This is a genomic window from Polaromonas sp. CG_9.5 (assembly GCF_035984465.1).
Classification (GTDB): Bacteria; Pseudomonadota; Gammaproteobacteria; order Burkholderiales; family Burkholderiaceae_C; genus Polaromonas.
In genome coordinates this window covers 129,379-154,089 of the sequence record NZ_JAXCHR010000005.1, presented here as the reverse complement: position 1 = coordinate 154,089, position 24,711 = coordinate 129,379, and the positions used below count along the sequence as shown (strand labels likewise).

Below are 24,711 nucleotides of genomic sequence, written 5' to 3'. Positions count from 1 at the left end.
TTGAGGACTGCGGCCACCGCTACCTATTGCTCGCCGCACCGACCCATCCCCGTCTCAGTGGCGTGAGGAGTCGCTGATCACAAATTCCATTTCCGACGCATCCAGCGGCTCCAGCGTTTGCATTTGCTGCGCCAGCACCTCCAGCGTTGCCTCTGAGGCATCCTGGCCCAGTGCGTTGCGTGCCTCAATGCGTTCGCGCAACTGCGCCGGTGTGGCCTGCGGCGCCAGAATGCCAAACGCTGCACCGGCATTTTGGGCCAGGGCCCGAAACGCGTTGCGTTCTGCCCGCTTCAGAAACGCGGCGTCCACAATCACCGACCAGCCGGCGCGCAGCAGCATGTCGGCCAACTCGTGCAGCCGGGCATAAGTGCGAACACGCGCTTGCGGGGTGTAAATGCCGGCATTGAACGCCGAGCCGCTGCGCGCAGGGCCAGTCAGCCCGAACAGGCGTTTGCGTTCCACATCCGAACGCAGGCGCAGGGTGGGCGCTTGGGCATCACTTTGCAGCCATGCATTTGACGCGACGGTCTTGCCGCAGCCCGACAGGCCGTGCGTAATTACCAACCGAACGGGTGGCGGCGTCATCAGGCGTTCTGCCAGCGCGATATAGACCAACGCTTTGCTGTTGTCCTCGTGCGTCTGGGCGCTCTGAATGGCCGCGACCTTGGCGCGTACCATCGCCCGGTAAACCGCATAAAACCGCAGCAGGCGTGCCGCTTCGTAGTCGCCATTGCGGCTCCAGAATTCATTCACCAGCCAGTTAGCCAGACCCGGCTGGTGGTTGGCGAGCAAGTCCACATAGGTGAAAGCGATATCACTTGCCACATCAATCCATCGAAAGTCTTCGTTGAATTCGATGCAGTCGAACATGCGCACGCGCTGGTCAATCAGCACCAGATTGGCCAGGTGCAGGTCGCCGTGGCATTCACGAATTTGCCCGGCCTGTTTTCTAGCCTGCATCAGGGGCGCGATCTGGCGGAGTTGTGCTTCAGTCCAGGCCTGCAAGCGATCAAGCCGCGCTTGTAGATCAGCGGACGGCAACAAGTCAGTCAGCGCATGAAAGTTGTCCAGGGCCGACGTGGCGATGTTGTCCAGCAGGCCAAAACGGGAGCCGGCGGCTGCCACGGCTGCTGTCCTGTGAAAATCGGCCAGCGTGTCCACCAAGCTGGACAGGTGCTCGGGCAGCAGTTCGGCACGGGCGCAGACCCTGTCGAGCCGCCCGGTTTCCTCGAAGCGGCGCATCTTGACGGCATATTCAATCGGCGCGTCATCGCCTTCAAAGCGCGGGTCTTGCGGCGTGTTGAAAATGCCGACCACGTCCCGGTAAATATCCGGCGCAAAGCGGCGGTTCAGGCGCAGTTCTTCAAGACAGGCGGCATGGCGCAACGCCAGGGTGCTGAAGTCTAGAAATGGCAGCTTCAGCGGTTTTTTGATCTTGTAGGCGAATTCGCCCACCAGCAATACCCATGAGATATGGGTTTGCACCAGCTCAACCCGGGATGCCTTTTGTGGTGCATCCGGGTAACGATGGGCGTCAAGCAGGGCATGAATGAGCGGCGGCAAGGTGGGTTCCATGCACCGCATGATGCCAGAGTGCGCGCTGCGGCCTCCATAACAGCATATTTTAAGCGTTTTAGGCCGCTAGCGCAGGCTGAACGGGCGCAAGTAGCTATCAAAATAATAGTGATTAACTGCGTGCCTGCGCCGGGCTTGCATTACTTCTGGATGTCGCCCAGGCAAAGGTATTTCATCTCCAGATACTCTTCCATGCCGTGGCTGGAGCCTTCGCGGCCCAGTCCGGATTGCTTGACGCCGCCAAACGGCACGTGCTCTGTGGCGATCACGCCGGCGTTGATGCCGACCATGCCGTATTCCAGCGCTTCGGCGACGCGGTAAATGCGGCCAATGTCGCGGCTGTAGAAGTAGCTGGCCAAGCCGAACTCGGTGTTGTTGGCCGCGTCAATGGCTTCTTGCTCGTGCTTGAAGCGGAACACGGGCGCAAACGGGCCAAAGGTTTCTTCGCGCGCGCACAGCATGTCGGCAGTGGCTTCGGAAATGACCGTCGGCTCGAAAAACTGGCCTTCGAGCTTGTGGCCGCCTGCCAGCAGTTTGCCGCCTTTGGCCAGCGCGTCTTCGACATGACGCTGCACTTTCTCAACCGCTGAATCTTCAATCAGCGGGCCTTGCACGACGCCTTCTTCAAAGCCGTTGCCGACCTTGAGCAGTTTGACTTTGGCGACAAACTTCTGCACAAACTGGTCGTACACGCCTTCCTGCACATACAGGCGGTTGGCGCAAACGCAGGTCTGGCCGGCATTGCGGTACTTGCTGGCCATCGCGCCTTCGACAGCCGAGTCGATGTCGGCATCGTCAAACACGATGAAGGGCGCATTGCCGCCAAGCTCCAGCGCGAGTTTTTTGATCGACGGTGCGCTTTGCGCCATCAAAATGCGGCCGACTTCAGTGGAGCCGGTAAAGCTGATGTGGCGCACCACATCGCTGGCGCAAAACACCTTGCCCACGGCTGCGCTGTCGTCGGTCGTCAGGATATTGAGCACACCGGCCGGAATGCCGGCGCGCACGCCCAGCTCGGCTGCGGCCAGCGCCGTCAGCGGCGTGAGTTCCGCCGGCTTGATGACGACGGTGCAGCCTGCGGCCAGCGCGGGCGCGACCTTGCGGGTGATCATGGCCAGCGGGAAGTTCCAGGGCGTGATGGCGACGCACACGCCGATGGGCTGCTTGAGCACCATCAGGCGGCGGTTGTTGTCAAACTGCGGCAGCGTTTCGCCGTTGACGCGCTTGGCTTCTTCGGCAAACCACTCGACAAAGCTGGCACCGTAGGCGACTTCGCCCTTGGCCTCTAGAAAAGGCTTGCCTTGCTCGGCGGTCATGATGCGGCCCAGGTCTTCCTGGTTGGTCATGAGAAGCTGGTACCACTTCATCAAAATGGCGTGGCGTTCCTTGCCGGTCTTGTTGCGCCAGGCCGGCCAGGCCGCGTTGGCAGCGGCAATGGCGGCTTCGGCATCCTGCGCGCTGAGGTTGGCGACATCGGCCAGTTTCTTGCCGCTGGACGGGTCCAGCACGTCAAAGCGGCTGCTGCCGGTCAGCCACTCGCCATTGACCAGCGAATCGGTCTTGAGCAGGCTCGGGTCTTTGAGCAGTGACAGGGGCGATGTTTTCATGTCCATGGTGTTTTTCCAGATCAGGTTGGGAAGTAATGCAGGGCGCCAGCGTAGCGCTTTTCCAGAAAATCGGCAGACGCGCCCCGCTTGTGGGGTTTAACGTCAGGGTGGTTTGTATGTTTTATTTGACGCGCCCGCGCAGCCATTCCAGCGTCATCATCAGGCAGGCAGTGAAGAGGATGAGCAGCGTCGCCACGGCGGCAATGGTGGGCGAAATGTTTTCGCGGATGCCGGTGAACATCTGGCGCGGCAGTGTGGCCTGTGTCGGGCCAGCCAGGAACAGGGTAACCACGACTTCGTCAAAAGAAGTGGCAAAGGCAAATAGCGCGCCTGAAATCACGCCCGGCGCAATCACCGGCAGAGTCACCCGAAAGAAGGTTTGCAGCGGCCCGGCGCCCAGGCTCAAACTGGCCTTGACCAGGTTCTGGTTGAAGTTCTGCAGCGTCGCCATCACCGTCGTCACCACAAACGGTGCGCCCAGCGCGGCATGCACCAGCACCAGCCCGGTGTAAGAGTCAGACAGGCCTATGCGGGCAAAAAACAGGTAGGTACTGACACCGACCACCACAATCGGCACCACCATGGGCGCAATCAACAGGCTGGTCAGCAAACCCTTGCCAAAAAACTGCACCCGTGCCAGCCCGACAGCCGCCAGCGTGCCCAGCGTCGTGGCGATCAGGGTGGCCAGTGGCGCCACGATAAAGCTGTTGCGTGTGGCGCGCGCCCAGTCTTCAGAGGCAAACATTTCCTGGTACCAGCGCAGCGACCAGCCCGGAATCGGGTACGCCAAAAAGGACGAACTGCTGAAAGACAGCGGAATGATGACCAGAATCGGCAGCAGCAAAAACACCAGCACCGCGCCGCAAAACACACGCAGGCCATACCAGCCGAGCTTGTCTAGCAGCGTGTAGTAAGCCGGGAAAGTGGGAATGGCGAAGGATTTCATGGTGGTTCAGCCCAGGCTCAGTTCAGCTTTTGCAAAGCGTCGGTACACCGCATACAGCATCAAAGTGGTGACTAGCAACACCGAGCCCAGCGCGCAGGCCATGCCCCAGTTGACATCCACATTGGTGTACTGCGCCACGTAATAGCTCAGCATCTGGTCGCCCGCGCCACCCAGCAAGGCGGGCGTGACGTAATAACCAATCGAGGTAATGAACACCAGCAAGCCGCCCGCCGCCACGCCGGGATAGGTTTGCGGCACGTAGACCCGGAAAAATGCCGCCAGCGGCGTGCTGCCCAGCGACACGGCGGCGCGCACATAGTTGCCGGGTACCGACTTCATCACGCTGTAGAGTGGAAGAATCATGAAGGGCAGCAGGATATGCACCATGGCAATGATGACGCCCAGCCGGTTGAACAGCAGCGGCACCGGCTCGCCCGTGAGGCCAACAAACATCAAAAACCGGTTGACCAGCCCGTTGCTCTGCAGCAGCACGATCCAGGCGGCGATGCGCACCAGCACCGAAGTCCAGAACGGTAGCAGCACCAGAATCATCATCAGGTTGGCTTTGCGCTCGTTCAGCGTACAAAGCCAGTAAGCCAGCGGATAACCCAGCGCGATACACAGCAGCGTGACGATGGCGCTGATGGAGAAGGTGCGCACCAGGATGCTGCTGAAGGCGGCTTCCTGGGCACCCACACGCACGACGTTGCCTTGCGCATCGCGTTTCAGATCGACCGAGGCCAGCAGGTAATCAGGCGTCCAGCGCGAGCTGTTTTTGGCAATCGCCCACCAATACGGCAACTCGGCCCAGCGCGGATCGTGTGCCACCAATTTTTCTTTGGCCTCGGCCGGGCTCAGACCCGTGCCCAAAGGCAGGGCGCGGTAGGTGCCCATGATGAGGGAGCGCGCACCGCTGACTTCGGTGTTTAGGCGGCGCGCCAGCACACCGGCTTGCGCTGTCTCGGGAATGGCCGTCAGGTCGGCCAGCAGTGCTGCGTAGGCCGCATCGGGCGGCGCGGCCTTGCGGTCCCAATTCGCCAAGGCGTCGCCGGTTGTGCGAAGCGTGCCAGCGACTTCCGGGTTTTCGACCGCCCGCACCAGCAACGCGCCAAGCGGCACGAGAAACGTCACCGCCAAGAAAATCAGCAGTGGCAGGGTGAGCGCAATGGCACGCAGGCGTTTGCGGCGCTCCACCCGGTGCAGCTGGATGGTCAGCGCTGGCCCCGCTGCACTGTCAGGAGCCCGTGGCGTCATGGGCAGAGAAGCCGTTGCGTTCATGCGCTCATCCTTTTCTTGCGGGGATTACTGGGCGGCCCAGGCGGCGAAGCGTTTTTCCAGCGCCTCACCCTGATCGGCCCAGAAGGCGGTGTTGAACTTCAGCGAATCCTTGCTGTTGGCGGGCGACGTGGGCAGCAGGCCCAGCACCTTGGCGTCGAGCTTGGCCAGCGCCTTGTTGTTGGTCGGGCCATAAGAGATGTTGCGGGCGTACTCGGCCTGTGCGTCGGGGCTGGAGGCCATGGCGATGAACTTCAGCGCGAGGTCTTTGTTGGGCGTGCCCTTGGGCATTGCCCAGTAGTCCAGGTCGTAAATGCCGCCGGTCCAGGTGATTTGCAGGTTTTTGCCTTCACGCTGGGCGGCATCGATGCGGCCGTTGAACGCCGTGGTCATGACCACGTCACCCGCCACCAGGAATTGCGGGGGCTGCGCGCCGGCTTCCCAGAACTGGATGTTTGGCTTGAGAGCGGTCATTTTCTTGAAGGCGCGGTCTGCGCCGTCTTTGGTGGCCAGCACCTTGTACACGTCGGCGGTTTTGACACCATCGGCCATCAGGGCAAATTCCAGGTTGTAGCGGGCGCCCTTGCGCATGCCGCGTTTGCCGGCGATTTTCTTGGTGTCCCAAAAGTCGGCCCAGTTGGTGGGGGTTGTCTTGAGCTTGTCAGCGTCGTAGGCCATGACGGTGGACCAGACAAACGTGCCCACGCCGCACTCGTGAACGGCGGCCGGCTGGAAGTCGGCCTTGTTGCCCACCTTGGACCAGTCCATCTTCTCGAACAAGCCTTCGTCGCAGCCCCGGTTCACATCCGGGCCTTCGACTTCAACCACGTCCCAGGTGACTTTCTTGGCTTCGACCATCGCTTTGATCTTGGCTTGCTCGCCGTTGTATTCGACCTGCTGGATTTTTCCGGCACCTGATTTTTCAAAGGGTTCGAAGTAGGCTTTTTTCTGGGCGGCACCGTTGGCTCCCCCAAAGTTCACCACGGTCAACTGGCTTTGAGCCAGGACTGGCAGGCACACACCGGCTGCAATAGCGATCATCAGGGGCTTGAGTTTCATCGGGAATTCCTTGGGGTTGACGTTGGAGAAAGGGCAAAGGGAAAGGGCGGCGAAAAAGGAGCTGTAGCGGTCAGCGGTACATGCGCAGATGTTCTGCCGGGGCATGCACATGAATGGTCTGGCCGGGCTGGGGCATCTGGTCGTGGCCCAGCGGCATCTTGATGGTGGCGGGGGGCTGGTCGGGCATTTCGCAGCGCAGGCGCAAATGATCGCCAAAATAAATCACATCCAGCACCTGGCTCTGGAAGGTGTTGGCACCGGCTTGTCCGGTAATCTTCAGCCGCTCGGGCCGGGTGCCGCACTGCACCGCATCGCCGACGGTGGCCGCATTGACGTTCAGGCCGCGCAGTTGCACGCCGTTGGGCAACCGGACTTCGCAATGCGCGCCATCGAGCCGCACCACTTCGGCCTGCAGCACCGTGCTGTCACCGACAAAGCCGGCCACGAAGCGGTTTGCCGGGGTTTCATACAGGTTGTCAACTACATCAATCTGCTGGATCAGGCCGTCGTTGAACACCGCCACGCGGTCGGACATGGTCAGCGCTTCGGTCTGGTCGTGTGTCACGTAGACAAACGTCACGCCCAGCCGGCGGTGCAGGGCCTTGAGTTCGATCTGCATGTGTTCGCGCAGCTGCTTGTCGAGCGCGCCCAGCGGCTCGTCCATCAGCACCAGTTGCGGGTCAAACACCAGCGCCCGTGCCAGTGCCACGCGCTGCTGCTGGCCGCCCGAGAGTTGGCCGGGGTAGCGGCTTCCCATCTTTCCCAGCTGCACCATGTCCAGCGCGCGCGTCACCTTGGCTTCGCGTTCAGCCTTGGGCAGCTTGCGCACAGTCAGCGGATAGGCGATGTTCTCGGCCAGCGTCATGTGCGGAAACAAGGCGTAGTTCTGAAACACCATGCCGAAGTTGCGTTTGTGCGGCGGCGTGCGGGTGATGGGCACGCCGTTCAGGCAAATCTCGCCCGCCGTCGGGGACTCGAAGCCGGCCAGCATCATCAGCGTGGTGGTCTTGCCCGAGCCCGACGGACCGAGCAGGGACAAGAATTCACCTTGCCGGATGTCCAGGTTCAGGTCGCGCACCACGAGGTTGACGCCGTCGTAGGTTTTCTGGACGCTGGTGAAACTCACCAGGGTGGGGGCGTTGGTCATTCGTGTCTTGCCTGGTCTTGAGTGATGGGGGCGGTCATTGTGCTGAAACCTTCAACGCAACAGGCGTGTGCAACAGGGCACGCTGAGGCCACAGCCTGTTCATCATGAATCAATCAGGCCACGGCGTCAAAGCAGTCGGCCATGATGGCCAGACCTTCGTCAAGCAGCGCGTCGCTGGCGGTTAGCGGCACCAGGATGCGGATGACGTTGCCGTAGGTGCCACACGTCAGCAAAATCAGGCCGCGTGTGGCGGCTTCGGCGGTGATGCGCTTGGCCAGATCGGCATCGGGCTGCTTGACATCGCCATTCTTGAACAGTTCCATGGCCACCATGGCGCCCAGGCCGCGCACATCGCCAATGCAGGCATGGCGGGCTGCCATCGCTTTGAGCGCTGCGGTCAAGCGTTCGCCGACATCGCGGCTGCGTTGCAGCAGGTTTTCTTTTTCAAACACTTCCATCACCGCCAGCGCCGCCGCGCAAGCCACCGGGCTGCCGGCATACGTGCCGCCCAAGCCGCCGGGGGCAGCCGCATCCATCACTTCGGCACGGCCCACCACGGCTGAAATCGGGAAACCACCGGCCATCGACTTGGCCATGGTGATGAGGTCGGGCGCTACGCCGCTTTGCTCGACCGCAAACCAGGTGCCGGTGCGGCCCGCGCCGGTTTGCACTTCGTCGCAGATCATCAGGATGCCGTGCGTGTCGCACAGGGTGCGCAGGCGCTGCAGCAATTCGGGCGGCGCCACCACGAAACCGCCTTCGCCTTGCACCGGCTCAATGATGAGGGCAGCGACGCGGTTGGCTTCGATGTCGTTCTTGAAAATCGCTTCGACTGATGCGATGGAATCATCCACGGTCACGCCATACAAGGCGTTCGGGAAGGTGGCGTGAAACACTTCGGCTGGAAACGGCCCAAAGCCGGCTTTGTAGGGAACGACCTTGCCGGTCATGGCCAGAGTCAGCAAGGTACGGCCGTGGTAGCCGCCTGAAAAGCAGATCACGCCGGAACGCTTGGTGGCCACGCGGGCAATCTTGATGGCGTTTTCAACCGCTTCGGAGCCGGTGGTCAGGAACAGGGTTTTCTTGGCAAAGTCGCCTGGCGCTTTTTCATTGATGCGTTCGGCCAGCTCGACGTAAGGCTCATAAGGCAGCACCTGAAAGCAGGTGTGGGTGTAGCGGTCAAGCTGGTCTTTGACCGCCTGAATCACAGCCGGATGGCAATGGCCGGTGTTGAGCACCGCAATACCGCCGGCAAAGTCGACGAAGCGCCGGCCTTCCACATCCCAGACTTCGGCATTCTTGCCACGGGCAATGAAAATCTGGTGGCTGTGGCCCACGCCGCGTGGAATCGCGGCCTCGCGGCGGGCAAACAGGGCGGCGTTGGTCAGGTGGGGTTCGCGGTGCATGGGGTTTCCTTTGGGGTGGTGGCAGGCCGGGCTCGACTTCGGTTTGCCGGGCAGATGCCTGAACTTTAAGCACTGCGCCCCAGCGTTAACATATACAGATCACCCCTGCTGCGCGGTGTACTGTGCTGCCAGCACCCCCTGTACATACAAACCCTTGCCCCTTGTGCCGGCCTGTTTTTTATGTTCGTACTCAATCCCCAGTCAACTGTTGCACTGGTGACCCAGATCGTCGGGGGATTTCGCCAGATGGTCGATGACGGTTCCCTGCGCGCGGGTGCCAAGCTGCCGTCCATCCGCCATTTCGCCCATGCCCACGGCGTCAGCGTCTACACCGTGGTCGATGCCTACGACCGGCTGGTCGCGCTCGGCTACTTCCAGTCGCAGGCCAATTCCGGGTTTTTCGTGCGCAGCCGCACCAGCGAATGCGCGTCGGCCCTGGGGGTTTCAAGCCAATACAGCTTTGACTCAATGTGGTACTTGCGCCGCATTTTTGAAAACCGTGCATTGCGCAGCAAGCCGGGCTGCGGCTGGCTGCCCGGCGACTGGCTGTTTACCGAAGGCATGCGCCGCAGTCTTCGCAACCTGGCCGCCGAGGATGTCGATTTGGGCGGCTACGGCGAGCCCAAGGGCTATTTGCCGCTGCGCCAACTGGTGCGCGACTTGCTCGCTTCGCGCGAAGTGGTGGTGAATGCCGATCAGGTGCTGCTGACCCAGGGTTCCAGCCAGGGCCTGGACCTGGCTGCGCGCCAGCTGGTGCAACCGGGCGACGCCGTACTGGTCGATGAGCCGGGTTATGCCAATTTGCTGTTCTCGTTGCGCTTTCTGGGCGCACGGCTGGTGGGCGCGCCGCGCACCCCGATGGGCTACAACCTGGAAACGCTGGAAGCCCGCATCATCGAGCACCGGCCCAAGGTGTTTTTTACCCAGCCGCGCCTGCAAAGCCCCACGGGTTCCACCGCTGTGCTGTCGCATCTGCATCGGGTGCTGCAACTGGCCGAAAAGTACGATTTCATCGTCGTCGAAAACGACATTTATGCCGACCTGGACCCGGAGTCCCGGCCGTCGCTGGCCAGTCTGGACCAGTTGAAGCGGGTGATCTACATCAGCAGTTTTTCAAAAACCATTTCGCCCAACATCCGCGTCGGCTACCTGGCCGCCAACCCGGAGCTGCTGGAAGACCTGGCGCGGCTGAAGATGATTTCGGGCCTGACCTCGTCAGAGTTCACCGAACGCCTGGCCTACGGCGCGCTGATCGATGGCCGCTGGCGCAAACACATCAAGACCCTGCGCGACCGGCTTTCGGCGGGTCAGCAACTCCTGGCCAGCCGCTTGCTGGCGCTGGACTTTGAATTGTTTTGCGAGCCCAAGGCCGGCATGTTTTTGTGGGCGCGCCACCCGGCTGTGCAGAACGCCGGCGAACTGGCTTACAAGGCCGCCGAGCGCGATATTTTGCTCGGCCCCGGCCATCTTTTTTCGGTCGATCTGGAGCCCAGTCCGTGGCTGCGTTTCAATGTGGCCTGGGCTGACGACGAGGCCGTGCTGTATTTCCTGGCCATGCTCAAAGCCGCCTAAAATCGAGGGCTTGCCTGCACGCGCAGCTGCTTTACACCCGTTTCATGCCATTTCCTGAGAGTTCACACACCCATGCCTACCCCCGACTTCACCGTTGCCGACATCCGCAAGTCGTTTCTTGACTTCTTCGCCTCCAAGGGCCATACCGTCGTGCCTTCCAGTTCGCTGGTGCCGGGCAACGACCCGACGCTGATGTTCACCAACTCCGGCATGGTCCAGTTCAAGGACGTGTTCCTTGGCACCGACAAGCGCCCCTATGTGCGCGCCACGTCGGTGCAGGCTTGCTTGCGCGCCGGCGGCAAGCACAACGACCTGGAAAACGTCGGTTACACCGCGCGCCACCACACCTTCTTTGAAATGCTCGGCAACTGGAGCTTTGGCGACTACTTCAAGCGCGAGTCGCTGAAATGGGCTTGGGAGCTGCTGACCGAAGTGTATAAATTGCCCGCCGACCGCCTGCTGGCCACGGTCTATGAAGAAGACGACGAGGCCTACGACATCTGGACCAAAGAAATTGGCTTGCCGCCCGAGCGCGTGATCCGCATCGGCGACAACAAGGGCGGACGCTACAAGTCCGACAATTTCTGGATGATGGCCGACACCGGCCCCTGCGGCCCATGCTCGGAAATCTTCTTTGACCACGGCGACCACATTCCCGGCGGCCCGCCCGGCAGCCCCGACGAAGACGGCGACCGCTTCATCGAGATCTGGAACAACGTGTTCATGCAGTTCAACATGGATGAAACCGGCGCCGTCACGCCGCTGCCCGCGCCTTGTGTCGATACCGGCATGGGACTGGAGCGGCTGGCCGCCATCTTGCAGCATGTCCACAGCAACTACGAAATCGATATTTTTGACGCGCTGATCAAGGCGGCTTCGCGCGAAACCGGCGAGCAGGACCTGGGCCACAAGAGTCTGCGCGTGATTGCCGACCACATCCGCGCCACGTCCTTCCTGGTGAGCGACGGCGTGAACCCGTCGAACGAAGGACGCGGCTACGTGCAGCGCCGCATCATCCGCCGCGCGATTCGCCACGGCTATCTGCTGGGCAAGAAAACGCCGTTTTTCCACAAGCTGGTGGCTGATCTGGTGCGACTGATGGGCGATGCTTATCCAAAGCTGCGCGAGCAAGAGGCGAGCATCACCGCCATTCTGAAAGCGGAAGAAGAACGTTTCTTTGAGACGCTGGAAACCGGCATGCAGATTCTGGATGCCGCGCTGGCCGATGGCGTACAGGTGCTGCCGGGCGAAGTGGCGTTCAAGCTGCACGACACCTACGGCTTTCCGCTCGACTTGTCTGCCGATGTTTGCCGCGAACGTGGACTGAGTGTGGACGAAGCCGGTTTTGCCGTTGCCATGAACCAGCAAAAAGCCCAGGCCAGAGCCGCCGGCAAGTTCAAGATGGACCGCGCGCTGGATTACACCGGCAGCAGCAACGTTTTCACCGGCTACGAGCTGCTTGAGGAAAAATCAAAAATCATAGCAATCTATGTAGATGGAACAAGCGCAGCCGCCCTTAAAGCCGGTCAAAGCGGCGTGGTGGTGCTCGACACGACGCCGTTTTACGCTGAAAGCGGCGGCCAGGCCGGTGACGAGGGCGAAATCATTAGCGGCTCGGCCCGTTTTGCCGTCAGCGACACGCTCAAGATCAAGGCCGATGTGTTCGGTCACCACGGCACGCTGGCAGAAGGAACGCTCAATGTGGGCGACCATGTGAACGCGCAGGTCAACAAGGCCGTGCGTGCCGCCACCGTGCGCAACCACAGCGCCACACACCTGATGCACAAGGCACTGCGTGAAGTGCTGGGAACCCATGTGCAGCAAAAGGGCAGTCTGGTCAACGCCGACCGCACGCGGTTTGACTTTGCGCACAACGCGCCGATGACCGATGCACAAATCCGCGAAGTCGAAGTGCTGGTGAATGCCGAAATCCTGGCCAACATCGCCACCGATGCCAGCGAAATGGACATGGAGTCGGCCCAGAAATCTGGCGCCATGATGCTGTTCGGCGAAAAATACGGCGAAACTGTGCGCGTGCTGAGCATCGGTTCAAGCAAGGAACTGTGCGGCGGCACCCACGTGGGCCGCACCGGCGACATCGGCCTGTTCAAGATCGTGGCGGAGAGCGGCGTCGCTTCGGGCGTGCGCCGCGTCGAAGCCGTCACGGGTCAAAACGCGCTGGCTTACCTGCAGTCGCTCGAATCCACCGTGCAGGCCGCTGCGGGAACGCTCAAGGCCAGCCCGTCCGAGTTGCAGAACCGCATTGGACAGGTGCTGGACCAGGTCAAGTCGCTGGAAAAGGACGTCGCCGCGCTTAAAGGCAAACTGGCTTCCTCGCAGGGCGACGAGCTGATGCTGCAGGCCATCGATGTCAAGGGCCTGAAAGTGCTGGCTGCCCGACTCGAAGGCGCGGATGCCAAGACGCTGAAGGGCACCATGGACAAGCTGAAAGACAAGCTGAAAACGGCTGTCATCGTGCTGGCGGCGGTCGATGGCAGCAAGGTGCAGATTGCTGCGGGCGTCACCAGCGACGCTACGGCCAAAGTCAAGGCCGGCGAACTGGTTAACTTTGTTGCGAGCCAGGTTGGCGGCAAGGGCGGCGGCAAGGCCGACATGGCGATGGCTGGCGGCACCGATGCGACCCACCTGGACGCGGCACTGAAATCGGTGCAGTCCTGGGTTGCTGAACGGGTTTAAATAGCCGTAAAACGGGCGTTGAATGCTATTAAATAAATAGCTGCTAGCGCCCATCTGCATTGCGCTAGAGGCTGTTTTTGCCAGTATTTTTGCGGCTGGCGCTTAAACAGCCGCCCAGAACACGGCAAACCACTGTTTCGGGTCGCTCCAGTGCCGCAGTGTGCTGAAACCGGCTTGGTTGAGCAAGGCCGTCATGCTTTCCAGCGTGTACTTATACGAACTCTCGGTGTGGATGCGTTCGCCGGCTAGAAAGCGGCGCGTCCGGCCTGGCCAGCTGAGCGTCAGGTCTTGCCGCGCTTCCAGGTGCATTTCGATGCGCGACGCTTCGGTATTGAACAGCGCCACATGCCGCCATTGCCGCACATCAAAATCCGTTCCGAGCAAGGTGTTGACATTGCGCAGCAGGTTCTTGTTGAAGGCCGCCGTGACGCCCAGCGCATCGTCGTAAGCGGCCTGCAGCGTGGCGCTGTCCTTGACCAGATCAATGCCCAGCAGCAGACCCCGTGCGCGGCCTTTGAGCGGATCCGTCATTTGCCGTAAAAAATCCAGCGCTTGCGTCGGCTGAAAATTGCCCAGGCTGGAGCCGGGGTAGAAAAACACCCGGTCATGCTCTTGCACTTCATCGGGCAAGGCCAGGCTGGCTGAAAAATCCATGCCCACGCCCACGATGTCCAGCGCTGGAAAACTGTTTTGCAGTTGCCCGGCGGCCGCCTTCAGGAAGTCCACCGAAATATCGACCGGCACATATTGACGCGGCTGAAGGTGAGGAATCAAGGCCTGGGCCTTGGCGCAGTTGCCCGCGCCCAGGTCGATCAGGCAGGGGTGCGTCAAGCCGGCTTCTGCAAGCGTTTGCGCGATTTGCGCATGGCTGGCGTCAAAAATGCCGGCTTCGGTGCGCGTCGGGTAGTACTCGTCCAGCGCGGTAATGGCCTCAAACAGCCGGGAGCCCAGGGCGTTGTAAAAAAACTTGGGCGCGATGCTGGCTTCTTTGGCCGACAGGCCTTCAGCCAGTTCCTGGACCATGCTGCGGGCTGCCGGAGAATTGGGCACGTCATCGCTCAGATCGATGAAACGGGGTGTTGTAGCGGGCGGCGGGGTCGGCCGGATGTTGAAAAGGGGGTCAGGAAGTTTCAATGCGGCCTTGACGGTAAAACAGTTAAGGCCTGATTTGAAAACGATTTTTTCAATGCAGATGTAGGACTTCACCGTTTTGAGTCGCCGCAATTGCCTTGCAGCGACTCGTCGGGTTTACCGCCTCGGTGCCTGTGTTTCGGGCACAGGTTCAGGGTGGCACAATGCTTTCCCGACGCGTTCGGTTGCCTGGTCTGCAGGCACTGGTCTTTGTTGGGCAGATTCATCCTGCCTTTTCACCATTAAATTTTAAAAATCTGGGCGTTTTTTGCGCTCACGAACCGTATTGGTCAGTGCGCTTGTGCCCACTGATCGCTTGAAACTGGGTAAGATAATTCCATGTCGCGTTACAACACACCATTTGAAATTCACGTTCACGGCGAAGTGCCTTTGCGTGCAGACGTCAGTTTTGAACAATTGCAGGAAGCGCTCAAGCCGCTGTGGAAATATGCCGGCTCCCGCTCACTCGCGGCTGGGGCGGCCAGTGTTTATGAAGAAGAGCCGGGCATCAGGTTCGATGCGCCCAAACATTTGCTGCAGATGTGCTGGACGGTGCCGGGCGACGACGATTTTCGCCAGGCACTCGACGAGATGTGTATGGGTCTGAATGATCTGGCCGAAATCGGTGCCCCGATTGAGGTCACTTTCTACGACGCCGACTTTGACGAGGAAGAGGAAGGCGGCAACCAAGACGACGAAGCGCGCGATGACTTCGTCATTTACTTTGTCGGCCCCACCCCCGCCGCCATCATGCAAGTTCAGCGCGACTTGCTGGTGCAAGACATGATCGGCCTGATGGAGCGCCATTTTGACGGCTCCGAACTCGGTGAGGTTGTCGAAGCAGTTGACAAACTGTTTGAGCGCCGGTTTGACGACCTGGTCAATTCAATGCAGCTGGGCCGGCCCCCGCGCGGCCCCGGTGGCTCGCAAGGCGGCACGGGTCATGGCGGCGGCCGCAAACCCCGGCATCTGCACTGAATCAGGTTGGCTGGCTTGGCACCCGTTGCACCGTCACCCCAGCGCCTGCCGACGCGTCAATCCAGCCCAAGCCCCAGCGCTTGAAATACCCGCAGCGCGGCGTAGGCGTCATTGGCCGCATAAATCAGTTGCGATTCCTGCAGGTGCGCATTCGCCCAGTTCGAGGTGGTCGCCTTGCGCGACTTGATGAATCGCTGGTTGAACATCACCGCCACTGCACCGCGCACGCCCATGTCCTTTCGGTAGCCGCGTTCCCTGAAAACGGTGTTCAGGTCCAGGACGCCTTGCGGGTCAACGCCGAGTTTGTGAATGATGCGCCGGCGGTCATCGCCCAAGCCAAAACCGGGCTTGATGACCCGACTTGACTCCAGCAACACCCCAACCGCACGCCGGCATTCGGCATCTTCAAGCTGAAAGATATACGCTCTGTCCAGCGTTGAAAGCTGCACGATGTGCGGCCCCGTAGACGCTTCGTTTTTGGCGAAGGTGGGCTTGGACTCGGTATCAAAACCCAGCGCCGTAACGCCGTCCAGCTCTTGCAGGGCGCGGGCCGCCTGCGCGGCAGTGGCGACCAGATGAATCTGGTGCAGGTTCAGGCGGTCAAAAGGGGAAAGCAGCGCGATTTGTTCTTTGTCGGGGGTGGCGTGTTGCTCGGTCATGGCGTTCAATGCGTGAAAATGGGGTAGAGCTTACAACCAGCAGCAAAGAAAACACCATGGCCACGGCACAAAGCATCACCACCGACCACTACAAGCTTTTCCCTTCACCGCGCAATCGGCACAAGGCGATTTTTCAGCATGAGGTGTTTTTGCCTTACCCTTACATGCTGATTGATCTGGAGAGCTACCACTTCAAGGGCAAATACAGCCTGTTTGCCGCTTACCGCATCAGCGATCAAAAAATGGGCCAACTGGTCACGCTCGATCTGCCAGAAGATGAAGCCAAGTTCATGGATCGGTTTGTACCAGATTAAGTAATAAAAACTGCCGCTTGCGCAATAGAGACGGGCGTAAGCAGCTATTTATTTGATAGTGGCTTCAAAGCGCATCCGCCAAGCCTTGCCCCGCTTTTGGACACGCATTGAAGAGCAGTGCGAATAGTCAAGTCGCTACTAAAAAAATAGCTGCTTGCGCCCGTACCCATTGCGCTAGCGGCTGTTTTTAATCGAATTTGCCGCCTCGGCCACCAGCGCCGGGCCTTTGTAGATCAGGCCGGTGTAGATTTGGACCACATCGGCACCAGCCTTGATCTTGGAGACGGCATCCAGCCCGCTCATCACACCGCCTACGCCGATGATGGGAAAGCCTTTGCCCAACGCGGCGCGCAGCTGGCTGATCACGCGGTTGCTGGCGGCAAGCACGGGCGCGCCGCTCAGGCCGCCGGTTTCTTCGGCATGGCGCAGGCCCTTGACGGCGTCGCGGCTCAGGGTGGTGTTGGTGGCAACGACGCCGTCCATGGCGTGGCGTTTGAGCGTGGCGGCAATCACGTCGATCTGTGCGTCGTCCAGGTCGGGCGCAATCTTGACAAAAATTGGCACGCGTTTGCCGTGCTGCGCAGCCAGGGTTTCGCGGCGTTCGGCAATGCGGCCCAGCAACGCGTCGAGCGCTTCGTCGCTTTGCAGCGCGCGCAGGTTTTGGGTGTTGGGGCTGGAGATGTTGACGGTGACGTAGTCGGCATGCGGATACACGCCGTCGAGGCAAATCAGGTAATCATCCACTGCGTTTTCAATCGGCGTGGCGGCGTTCTTGCCGATGTTAAGGCCCAGCAACAGGGCGCTTTTTGCGCCTTGCTGGCGCAGTCTGGACTTCTGCACATTGGCCAGAAAAGCGTCCAGCCCGTCATTGTTGAAGCCCAGCCGGTTGATCAGCGCATTGGCTTCGGGCAGGCGGAACATGCGGGGTTTGGGGTTGCCGGGCTGGCCTTTGGGCGTCACCGTGCCGACTTCGACAAAGCCGAATCCCATCGCCGCCAGGCCATCGATGCAGCGGGCGTTCTTGTCGAGTCCGGCTGCCAGGCCCACGCGGTTGGGAAACTTCAGCCCGGCCAGCTCAATCGGGTCGCTGACCTTGCTGCTGCAGTAAGCCGCTGACAGCGGCGTGCCCTGGGTACGCGCCAGTGAAGCCATGGTCAGCTCGTGGGCGGTTTCGGGGTCGAGCCCGAATAAAAAGGGACGGGCCAGGGCGTAGGGGAACAGGGACATTGGATAATTCAGGGTGATAGCTGCGGATGGGGGCAGGACTGGCAAAGCGCCACGGCCTGCAAGGCATAAGCCCCGATTGTCGCAAAAACCCTTTTCATTCCCACCTTTTTTCACCCCAACACGCTCAAGGCACACCATGACCCAAGATGAACTGAAAACCCTGGTCGGCCAGGCCGCACTGAACTATGTCGAAGCCGGCAGCATTGTCGGCGTCGGCACCGGCTCCACTGTCAACAAATTCATCGATGCGCTGGCAACGATGAAAGACCCGATTGCCGGTGCGGTGTCCAGCTCGCTTGCCTCCACCGAGCGGCTGCAGGCGCTGGGCATCAAGGTGTTCGATGCCAGCGAGGTGGATGAGCTGGCGGTGTATATCGATGGTGCAGACGAGATCGATCATGCGGGCCACATGATCAAGGGCGGCGGTGCGGCGCTGACGCGCGAAAAAATCGTGGCGGCGCAGTCGCGCAAGTTTGTCTGCATTGCCGACAAGTCCAAATACGTGGCCGCACTGGGCGATTTTCCGGTGCCGGTCGAAGTCATTCCGATGGCCACGCGGCGCATTGCGCGCCAGTTTGAGGCGATGGGCGGTACTGCCCAAGTGCGCCACAAAGACGGCCAGCCGCTGGTGACCGATAACGGGCAGCACATTCTGGATGTCACCGGCTTGAAGATTGCCGATCCGCTGGCTTTCGAGTCTGAAGTCAGCCAGTGGCCGGGCGTGGTCACGGTGGGTGTGTTTGCTTTGCAGAAAGCCCATGTGTGCCTGCTGGGCACCGACTCCGGCGTTGAAACACTGGTGTTTTAAAGCCGGCTATCCGTCCTGCAAAAAATCAGAAACGAATTCCGGAGGGATTACTGCGGGACGGGACAGGCTCGACAGGACGCGTAGCTGGTGAGGCATTTTTGCCTGCTGCAGCGCTGGCGGCTGCCGCCGCAGGAGCCGCTGTCAGCGTGACCAGCGGTGCAGGCGCTGGTTGCCGATAGCTGGCGGGCAACTTCGACGATTTTGGATAGGCCGCAGCGTTCAGGAACTCGGTCCACTCGGCATCCGAAAAACCTTTGAGCTGCTGGCTGCCGATTGTGAGAAAGGGCAGCGAGGTTTCGCCACTCAAGCGCTGCAGTGCCTCGGTGTCTGCGGCGGTGGTGACCGTTTTTTCGCTGAAAGGAACCCCGCGACTGGTCAGCATGGCGCGCCCTGCGGTGCATGGCGCGCAGTTTTCAGCCGTGTACAGAACCACCGGGTATTTGAGCGCGACTTGCCGCAACTCGTAAGGCAGGCGCGCCGCCACCGCGCTGCCTGCGCCGCTGGTAGTGGCTTCGCTGATTTTTGCATCGCTGGCGGACGCCGGCGGGGGACGGTCGGAAAAAGTCACCTTGCCATCAGGCGCCACGATGCGGTAGACCTGTTGAGCATGCAGCAGTGGTGATGCAAGACTTCCCGCCACTAGCGCCAGGGCCAGCAAGGCTTTGGGCGCCGAAAAATGCAAGGCGTTTGATTTCATGATTTCCAGTGGGGTCTTGGGATTGATTCAGCAGACCGTCAAGCCATGCCCTGATGACGCAGCAGCGCATCCAAAGAAGGTTCGCGGCCCCGGAAGGCTTTGAAAGATTCCATCGCCGGGCGACTTCCGCCGGCTTCGAGAATGGCATGGCGGTATTTTCTGCCGGTTTCCACACTGAGCGTCGATTTGCCGGACGTTTCACCTTCTCCGGCAGCTGCGGCGGCTTCTTCAAACGCAGCATAGGCGTCGGCAGACAGCACTTCGGCCCATTTATAGCTGTAGTAACCGGCCGCATAACCGCCTGAAAAAATATGACTGAAGGTGTGCGCCGTGCGGCTGTAGGCCGGGGCAGAAATTACTGCCACTTCGCGGCGCACTTCATTGAGCAGGCCCATCAGGTCTTCGTCGGGATTGTGCGAGGTGTGCAGCAGCATGTCGAACAGCGAAAACTCAACCTGGCGCAGCGTCTGCATGCCGCTCTGGAAGTTTTTTGCGGCCAGCATTTTTTCAAACAAAGCGCGTGGCAGTGGCTCGCCGGTGTCGACATGAGCCGTCATCTGCTTGAGCACTTCCCATTCCCAGCAGAAGTTTTCCATGAACTGGCTGGGCAGCTCGACCGCATCCCACTCGACGCCGCTGATGCCTGAAACGTCGTGCTCGTTCACCTGCGTCAGCATGTGGTGCAAGCCGTGGCCGAACTCGTGGAACAGGGTGGTGACATCGTCGTGTGTCAGCAGCGCTGGTTTGCCGCCAACGCCGTCGGCAAAGTTGCAAACCAGATGCGCGACCGGCGTTTGCAGCTTGCCGGTGTCAGGGCGCAGCCAGCGGGTGCGTACATCGTCCATCCAGGCACCGCCGCGCTTGCCAGTGCGGGCCGGCATGTCGAGGTAAAACTGCCCGACCAGTTTTTCATCACGCTCAATTCGGTAAAACGCGACGCCAGGCTTCCAGACGGGGGCTGAATCTTCGCGAATGGTGACTTCAAACAGGGTTTCCACAATCCTGAACAGGCCCGCCAGCACCTTGGGTGCGGTGAAGTATTGCTTCACCTCTTGTTCGCTGAAAGCGTAGCGCGCCTCCTTGAGCTTTTCGCCGATGTAGGCGTAGTCCCAAGGTTGCGGATCAGTCTGGTGCAGGGTTTCTGCGGCGAAGGCGCGCAGATCGCCGATGTCTTTTTCTGCATAAGGCCGGGAGCGCTGCGCCAGGTCGCGCAAAAAGGTGACGACTTCTTGCGGTGACTTCGCCATTTTTGCCACTACCGACACTTCGCCGAAATTCTGGTAACCCAGCAGCCGCGATTCTTCTTGCCGCAAGGCCAGTATTTCCTGCATGACAGCGCTGTTGTCAAACTGGCTGAATTCGGCTGGCGCCTGGTCGCTGGCGCGCGTGGTGTAGGCCTTGTAGAGCTTTTCGCGCAATGCGCTGCTTTCGGCAAACTGCATGACTGGCAGGTAGCTTGGAATTTTCAGACTCAAGCGGTAGCCGGGCTTGCCTTCAGCTTCGGCCTGCGCCTTGGCTGTTTGCTGCACATCTTCAGGAACGCCGGTCAACTCGTCGGCACTGGCGTAGTAGGAAAAAGCATCGGTGGCGTCAAGCGAGTTCTCGCTGAATTTCTGGCTCAGTTCGGCCTGGCGCTCCTGGATTTGTGCAAACCGCTCCTTGGCTGCGCCGCTCAACTCTGCACCCGACAACACAAAATTGCGCATGGCGTTTTTGTGGGCCTGGCACTGCTCGGCATTGAGGGTGGACGTGTCGATGGCCTTGTATTTGGCGTACAAACGTTCGTCAGCGCCCAGGCGAGTCCAGAATTCGGTCACGCGGGGCAGGGCGGCGTTGTAGGCGGCCCGCAATTCCGGCGTGTCCGCGACACTGTTCAAATGGCTGACGGCGCCCCAGGCGCGGCCCAGGTTTTCGGTCGCTACATCAAGCACGCTGGCAATGCCGCTCCAGGTGGCAGGAAATTCTTCCGCCGTGACTTGCGCCAGTGCGGTTTCGGCTTTTGCCAGCAAATCATCCATCGCCGGGCCAACATGCGCCGGCAAGATACGGTCAAACAGCGGGAGGTCGGAAAATTCAAGGAGTGGATTGGTCATCACGTCTAGCTGTGGGCGGGTGGGGCGAATCTAAAGAGCTTGATGCGCCTGAAAGAAAAAAGCCGACCTGCAAAGTCGGCAAATGCCTGTCAAAAGTAGTTTTAGTCCTGGGCGCGCTTTTTGACGCTGGTTTGTTTCGGTTTGGACCGCTTGACGCTGCCGCCCGGTGTCAGGCGCTGGTTGCCGAGCACGCGCAGGGTTTTGACTTCAGGGCGCTGGCCATAGCGCGAACTGTTTTTGAGAACCTTGACATCGCGCGGGCCGGGCATGCGGTCTTCGCTGACTTTTTTCTCTTTTTCAGGAACCGGACGCCAGAACACCAGCAGTTTGCCAATGTGCTGGATGGGCGCGGCATCAAGTTCTTCGGCCAGCGCCCTGAACATCTCTTCACGGCCAGGTCGGTCGTCGGACTGCACGCGCACTTTGATGAGCCCGTGGGAGGTCAGTGCGGCGTCGATTTCTTTCTTCACGCCTTCTGTCAGGCCGTCAGTGCCGATCATCACGACGGGGTTGAGGTGGTGCGCTTCAGCGCGGTGATCTTTGCGCTGGGCAGGGGTAAGTTGTATTTGAGCCATGCCCAATTATCGGTGGAGTCGGGAAGACGACAATAGGGGCCATGAAAGTAAATGCCAAGTCAGACCATAAGCTGCTTCCCAAAACCATCAAAGTCGTTGCCAAAGGCGATGCAAAAGGTAAAAAAGTTAATAAAGCGTGGTTGCACGACCATATCAATGATCCGTATGTCAAGCAGGCCCGCAAAGAAGGTTACCGGGCGCGGGCTGCTTTCAAACTCAAGGAAATGGATGAAACGCTGGGGCTGATCAAGCCTGGCGACTGCGTGGTGGACTTGGGCAGTACGCCAGGCGCGTGGAGCCAGTACGTGCGGCGCAAGCTCTCCCCGACCGGTGCTGCCGTGGGCGCACTGAATGGACGCATCATCGGACTGGATCTTTTGCCGATGGAGCCGATTGAAGGCGTTGTGTTTATTCAGGGGGACTTTCGAGAGCCCGAAGTGCTGGAAAAGCTGGAGCACGCCTTGTCTACCGACAAGGGGCTGGTGAAGGTCGATCTTGTCATTTCGGACATGGCGCCCAATCTGTCAGGCATTGAATCAGCCGATGCGGCGCGCATTGCGCATCTGGTGGAATTGGCCGTGGAATTTGCACAAACCCACATGAAACCGGACGGTTCACTGGTCGTCAAACTTTTTCATGGCAGCGGCTATGACGAACTGGTCAAGCTGTTTAAGGCCAGCTTTAAAGTAGTCAAGCGCATGAAGCCTAAAGCCTCGCGTCCGACATCTTCTGAAACTTTTCTGGTCGGTAAGGGTTTGAAAAACTTGACATCGCTGTGAAACGGCGTTTTTAGAGCCGTAATAAATCGTTAAATCCGCTTTATGCCTAGGGATGCAGCTTGGTTAGTGCTGTATTAGCCCTTGAAACGCCTAAAATCAGGCGCATGTGCCATCGCATCGGCTTAGGGTTTTTACATCGGAGTAGTCCTTGAATAATCAGTGGTTTTCTAAAATTGCAATCTGGCTGGTCATCGCCATGGTGCTTTTCACCGTGTTCAAGCAATTTGATACACGCGGTGGTGCAGGCTCCAATTACGTGGGCTATTCTGAGTTCCTTGAAGAGGTTCGCGGAAAGCACATCAAGGCAGCGACCATCGCGGAAGGTCAGGGCGGCACTGAAATCGTTGCCACGACGACCGAAGATCGAAAAATCCGCACCACGGCAACTTATCTTGATCGCGGCCTGATCGGCGACCTGATTGCCAACGACGTGAAGTTTGATGTCAAGGCCCGCGAAGAAGGCTCCTTGCTCATGACTCTGCTGGTCAGCTGGGGGCCCATGCTGCTCTTGATTGGCGTGTGGGTGTATTTCATGCGGCAAATGCAGGGCGGCGGCAAGGGCGGCGCGTTCAGTTTTGGCAAGTCCAAAGCACGCATGCTTGACGAGTCGACCAATACCGTGACCTTTGCCGACGTGGCTGGCTGCGATGAGGCCAAGGAAGAAGTCAAGGAAGTGGTCGATTTTCTGAAAGATCCGGCCAAATTCCAGAAGCTCGGTGGCCGTATTCCGCGCGGTTTGCTGCTGGTCGGCCCTCCGGGCACTGGCAAGACCCTGCTTGCCAAGGGCATCGCCGGCGAAGCCAAGGTTCCTTTCTTTTCAATTTCAGGCTCTGATTTTGTTGAAATGTTTGTCGGCGTGGGTGCAGCCCGGGTTCGTGACATGTTTGACAACGCCAAGAAAAATGCACCCTGCATCATCTTTATTGATGAAATTGATGCGGTCGGTCGCCAGCGCGGTGCCGGCGTCGGCGGTGGTAATGACGAGCGCGAACAGACGCTGAACCAGATGCTGGTCGAGATGGATGGTTTTGAAACCAATGTCGGCGTGATCGTAGTGGCTGCCACCAACCGCCCGGACATTTTGGATGCCGCCTTGCTGCGTCCCGGACGTTTTGACCGTCAGGTCTATGTCACGCTGCCTGACATTCGCGGGCGCGAGCAAATCCTGAATGTTCACATGCGCAAGGTGCCGCTTGGCCAGGACGTGAACGCGAGCGTGATTGCGCGTGGCACACCCGGCATGTCGGGTGCTGACCTGGCCAATTTATGCAATGAGGCCGCATTGATGGCTGCGCGTCGCAGCGCCCGTACGGTTGAGATGCAGGACTTTGAAAAAGCCAAGGACAAAATTCTGATGGGCCCAGAGCGTAAAAGCATGGTCATGCCTGAAGAAGAGCGCCGCAACACGGCCTACCACGAGTCAGGTCATGCGCTGCTCGGCAAGATGCTCCCTAAATGCGATCCGGTGCATAAAGTCACTATCATTCCGCGTGGCCGTGCTTTGGGTGTCACGATGAGCCTGCCTGCACAAGACCGCTACAGCTACGACCGTGAATACATGCTCAGCCAGATCAGCATGCTTTTCGGTGGTCGCATCGCCGAAGAAGTCTTCATGAACCAGATGACGACCGGCGCCAGCAACGACTTCGAGCGCGCCACATCGCTGGCCCGCGACATGGTGACCCGTTATGGCATGACCGAAGCGCTCGGTCCTATGGTGTATGCAGAAAACGAAGGCGAAGTGTTTTTGGGTCGCTCGGTGACCAAAACCAACAACATGAGTGAAGCGACGCTGCAAAAGGTGGACACCGAAGTGCGCCGCATCATCGACCAGCAATATACTTTGGCACGAAATCTGATCGAAGACAACCAGGACAAGATGCATGCGATGGCCAAGGCCTTGCTTGAATGGGAAACCATTGACGTCGAGCAGATGGACGACATCATGGCAGGCCGGGAGCCGCGTCCTCCGAAAGACTGGACGCCGCGTAATCCGTCGGTGGGCGGTGGTGGCAGCGGCCCCAGTGGCGGCAGCCCGGCGGTCAATACTGAGCCGGCACCCACTGTGGCTTGACTGACGCACACAGCTTGAACAATCCATGAACCGGGGCCAGTCCCCGGTTTTTCTTTGTCTGCCTGCTTTGGGCAGAAACCCAACCTGAATGA

General features: G+C 59.8%; 20 protein-coding genes. 7 read left to right on the top strand and 13 right to left on the bottom strand.

Features of this window, described 5'->3' with window-relative positions; genetic code table 11:
• Nucleotides 1-54: 54 nt before the first annotated feature.
• The 7 genes from RCH06_RS05710 to gabT form a co-directional block, all read right to left on the bottom strand.
• Nucleotides 55-1,575: a bifunctional aminoglycoside phosphotransferase/ATP-binding protein gene (locus tag RCH06_RS05710; RefSeq protein ID WP_327080473.1), complete on the bottom strand. Its 1,521-nt coding sequence runs from the start codon at nt 1,573-1,575 to the stop codon at nt 55-57.
• A gap of 140 nt (nt 1,576-1,715) precedes the next feature.
• Entirely contained in the window at nt 1,716-3,188 is a 1,473-nt protein-coding gene (locus RCH06_RS05705) for an NAD-dependent succinate-semialdehyde dehydrogenase (protein WP_327080472.1), read from the bottom strand.
• A 115-nt stretch (nt 3,189-3,303) separates the two neighbouring features.
• The gene (locus tag RCH06_RS05700; RefSeq protein WP_327080471.1) at nt 3,304-4,128 is read right to left on the bottom strand and encodes an ABC transporter permease; all 825 of its coding nucleotides are present in this window, start codon (nt 4,126-4,128) and stop codon (nt 3,304-3,306) included.
• Between the two features lie 6 nt (nt 4,129-4,134).
• Entirely contained in the window at nt 4,135-5,406 is a 1,272-nt protein-coding gene (locus tag RCH06_RS05695; RefSeq protein WP_442799603.1) for an ABC transporter permease, read from the bottom strand.
• A gap of 24 nt (nt 5,407-5,430) precedes the next feature.
• The gene (locus RCH06_RS05690; RefSeq protein WP_327080470.1) at nt 5,431-6,462 is read right to left on the bottom strand and encodes an ABC transporter substrate-binding protein; all 1,032 of its coding nucleotides are present in this window, start codon (nt 6,460-6,462) and stop codon (nt 5,431-5,433) included.
• A gap of 70 nt (nt 6,463-6,532) precedes the next feature.
• Nucleotides 6,533-7,609: an ABC transporter ATP-binding protein gene (locus RCH06_RS05685; RefSeq protein ID WP_327080469.1), complete on the bottom strand. Its 1,077-nt coding sequence runs from the start codon at nt 7,607-7,609 to the stop codon at nt 6,533-6,535.
• A 113-nt stretch (nt 7,610-7,722) separates the two neighbouring features.
• Nucleotides 7,723-9,015: a 4-aminobutyrate--2-oxoglutarate transaminase gene (gabT, locus tag RCH06_RS05680; RefSeq protein ID WP_327080468.1), complete on the bottom strand. Its 1,293-nt coding sequence runs from the start codon at nt 9,013-9,015 to the stop codon at nt 7,723-7,725.
• Between the two features lie 180 nt (nt 9,016-9,195).
• On the opposite strand from gabT, the gene RCH06_RS05675 reads away from it, so the two are divergent.
• Together RCH06_RS05675 and alaS are read left to right on the top strand one after the other, a co-directional pair.
• Nucleotides 9,196-10,587 carry an aminotransferase-like domain-containing protein gene (locus RCH06_RS05675; protein ID WP_327080467.1) on the top strand — a complete coding sequence of 464 codons (1,392 nt, stop codon included), beginning with the start codon at nt 9,196-9,198 and terminating at the stop codon, nt 10,585-10,587.
• 72 nt (nt 10,588-10,659) lie between these two features.
• The gene (gene alaS, locus RCH06_RS05670; RefSeq protein WP_327080466.1) at nt 10,660-13,284 is read left to right on the top strand and encodes an alanine--tRNA ligase; all 2,625 of its coding nucleotides are present in this window, start codon (nt 10,660-10,662) and stop codon (nt 13,282-13,284) included.
• 102 nt (nt 13,285-13,386) lie between these two features.
• Here the strand turns inward: alaS and egtD are convergent, their stop codons facing one another.
• Nucleotides 13,387-14,418, bottom strand: coding sequence for an L-histidine N(alpha)-methyltransferase (gene egtD, locus RCH06_RS05665; RefSeq protein ID WP_442799602.1), 1,032 nt, complete (start codon nt 14,416-14,418; stop codon nt 13,387-13,389).
• Between the two features lie 336 nt (nt 14,419-14,754).
• On the opposite strand from egtD, the gene RCH06_RS05660 reads away from it, so the two are divergent.
• Entirely contained in the window at nt 14,755-15,393 is a 639-nt protein-coding gene (locus RCH06_RS05660) for a DUF6806 family protein (protein ID WP_327080465.1), read from the top strand.
• A gap of 56 nt (nt 15,394-15,449) precedes the next feature.
• Here the strand turns inward: RCH06_RS05660 and RCH06_RS05655 are convergent, their stop codons facing one another.
• Nucleotides 15,450-16,052 (bottom strand): 3'-5' exonuclease, encoded by a 603-nt coding sequence (locus tag RCH06_RS05655; protein WP_327080464.1) that lies wholly within the window; start codon nt 16,050-16,052, stop codon nt 15,450-15,452.
• A gap of 56 nt (nt 16,053-16,108) precedes the next feature.
• On the opposite strand from RCH06_RS05655, the gene RCH06_RS05650 reads away from it, so the two are divergent.
• Nucleotides 16,109-16,366, top strand: a complete 258-nt coding sequence (locus RCH06_RS05650) for a hypothetical protein (RefSeq protein WP_327080463.1) — start codon at nt 16,109-16,111, stop codon at nt 16,364-16,366.
• A 174-nt stretch (nt 16,367-16,540) separates the two neighbouring features.
• Here RCH06_RS05650 and RCH06_RS05645 read toward each other — a convergent pair whose 3' ends face one another.
• The gene (locus RCH06_RS05645) at nt 16,541-17,593 is read right to left on the bottom strand and encodes a quinone-dependent dihydroorotate dehydrogenase (RefSeq protein WP_327080462.1); all 1,053 of its coding nucleotides are present in this window, start codon (nt 17,591-17,593) and stop codon (nt 16,541-16,543) included.
• A 136-nt stretch (nt 17,594-17,729) separates the two neighbouring features.
• Here RCH06_RS05645 and rpiA point away from each other — a divergent pair, with 136 nt between their 5' ends.
• The gene (gene rpiA / locus RCH06_RS05640; RefSeq protein WP_327080461.1) at nt 17,730-18,401 is read left to right on the top strand and encodes a ribose-5-phosphate isomerase RpiA; all 672 of its coding nucleotides are present in this window, start codon (nt 17,730-17,732) and stop codon (nt 18,399-18,401) included.
• 25 nt (nt 18,402-18,426) lie between these two features.
• On the opposite strand, the gene RCH06_RS05635 is transcribed toward rpiA, so the two are convergent.
• From RCH06_RS05635 to RCH06_RS05625, 3 genes are all read right to left on the bottom strand, one after another.
• On the bottom strand, nt 18,427-19,098 hold the full coding sequence (locus RCH06_RS05635) for a DUF4124 domain-containing protein (RefSeq protein WP_327080460.1): 672 nt from the start codon (nt 19,096-19,098) through the stop codon (nt 18,427-18,429).
• A gap of 38 nt (nt 19,099-19,136) precedes the next feature.
• Nucleotides 19,137-21,191, bottom strand: a complete 2,055-nt coding sequence (locus RCH06_RS05630; RefSeq protein ID WP_327080459.1) for a M3 family metallopeptidase — start codon at nt 21,189-21,191, stop codon at nt 19,137-19,139.
• A 101-nt stretch (nt 21,192-21,292) separates the two neighbouring features.
• The gene (locus tag RCH06_RS05625) at nt 21,293-21,766 is read right to left on the bottom strand and encodes a YhbY family RNA-binding protein (RefSeq protein WP_327080458.1); all 474 of its coding nucleotides are present in this window, start codon (nt 21,764-21,766) and stop codon (nt 21,293-21,295) included.
• A gap of 41 nt (nt 21,767-21,807) precedes the next feature.
• Here RCH06_RS05625 and RCH06_RS05620 point away from each other — a divergent pair, with 41 nt between their 5' ends.
• Both RCH06_RS05620 and ftsH read left to right on the top strand, forming a co-directional pair.
• The gene (locus RCH06_RS05620) at nt 21,808-22,545 is read left to right on the top strand and encodes an RlmE family RNA methyltransferase (RefSeq protein WP_327080457.1); all 738 of its coding nucleotides are present in this window, start codon (nt 21,808-21,810) and stop codon (nt 22,543-22,545) included.
• A 148-nt stretch (nt 22,546-22,693) separates the two neighbouring features.
• Entirely contained in the window at nt 22,694-24,619 is a 1,926-nt protein-coding gene (gene ftsH, locus RCH06_RS05615) for an ATP-dependent zinc metalloprotease FtsH (protein WP_327080456.1), read from the top strand.
• Nucleotides 24,620-24,711 lie beyond the last annotated feature (92 nt).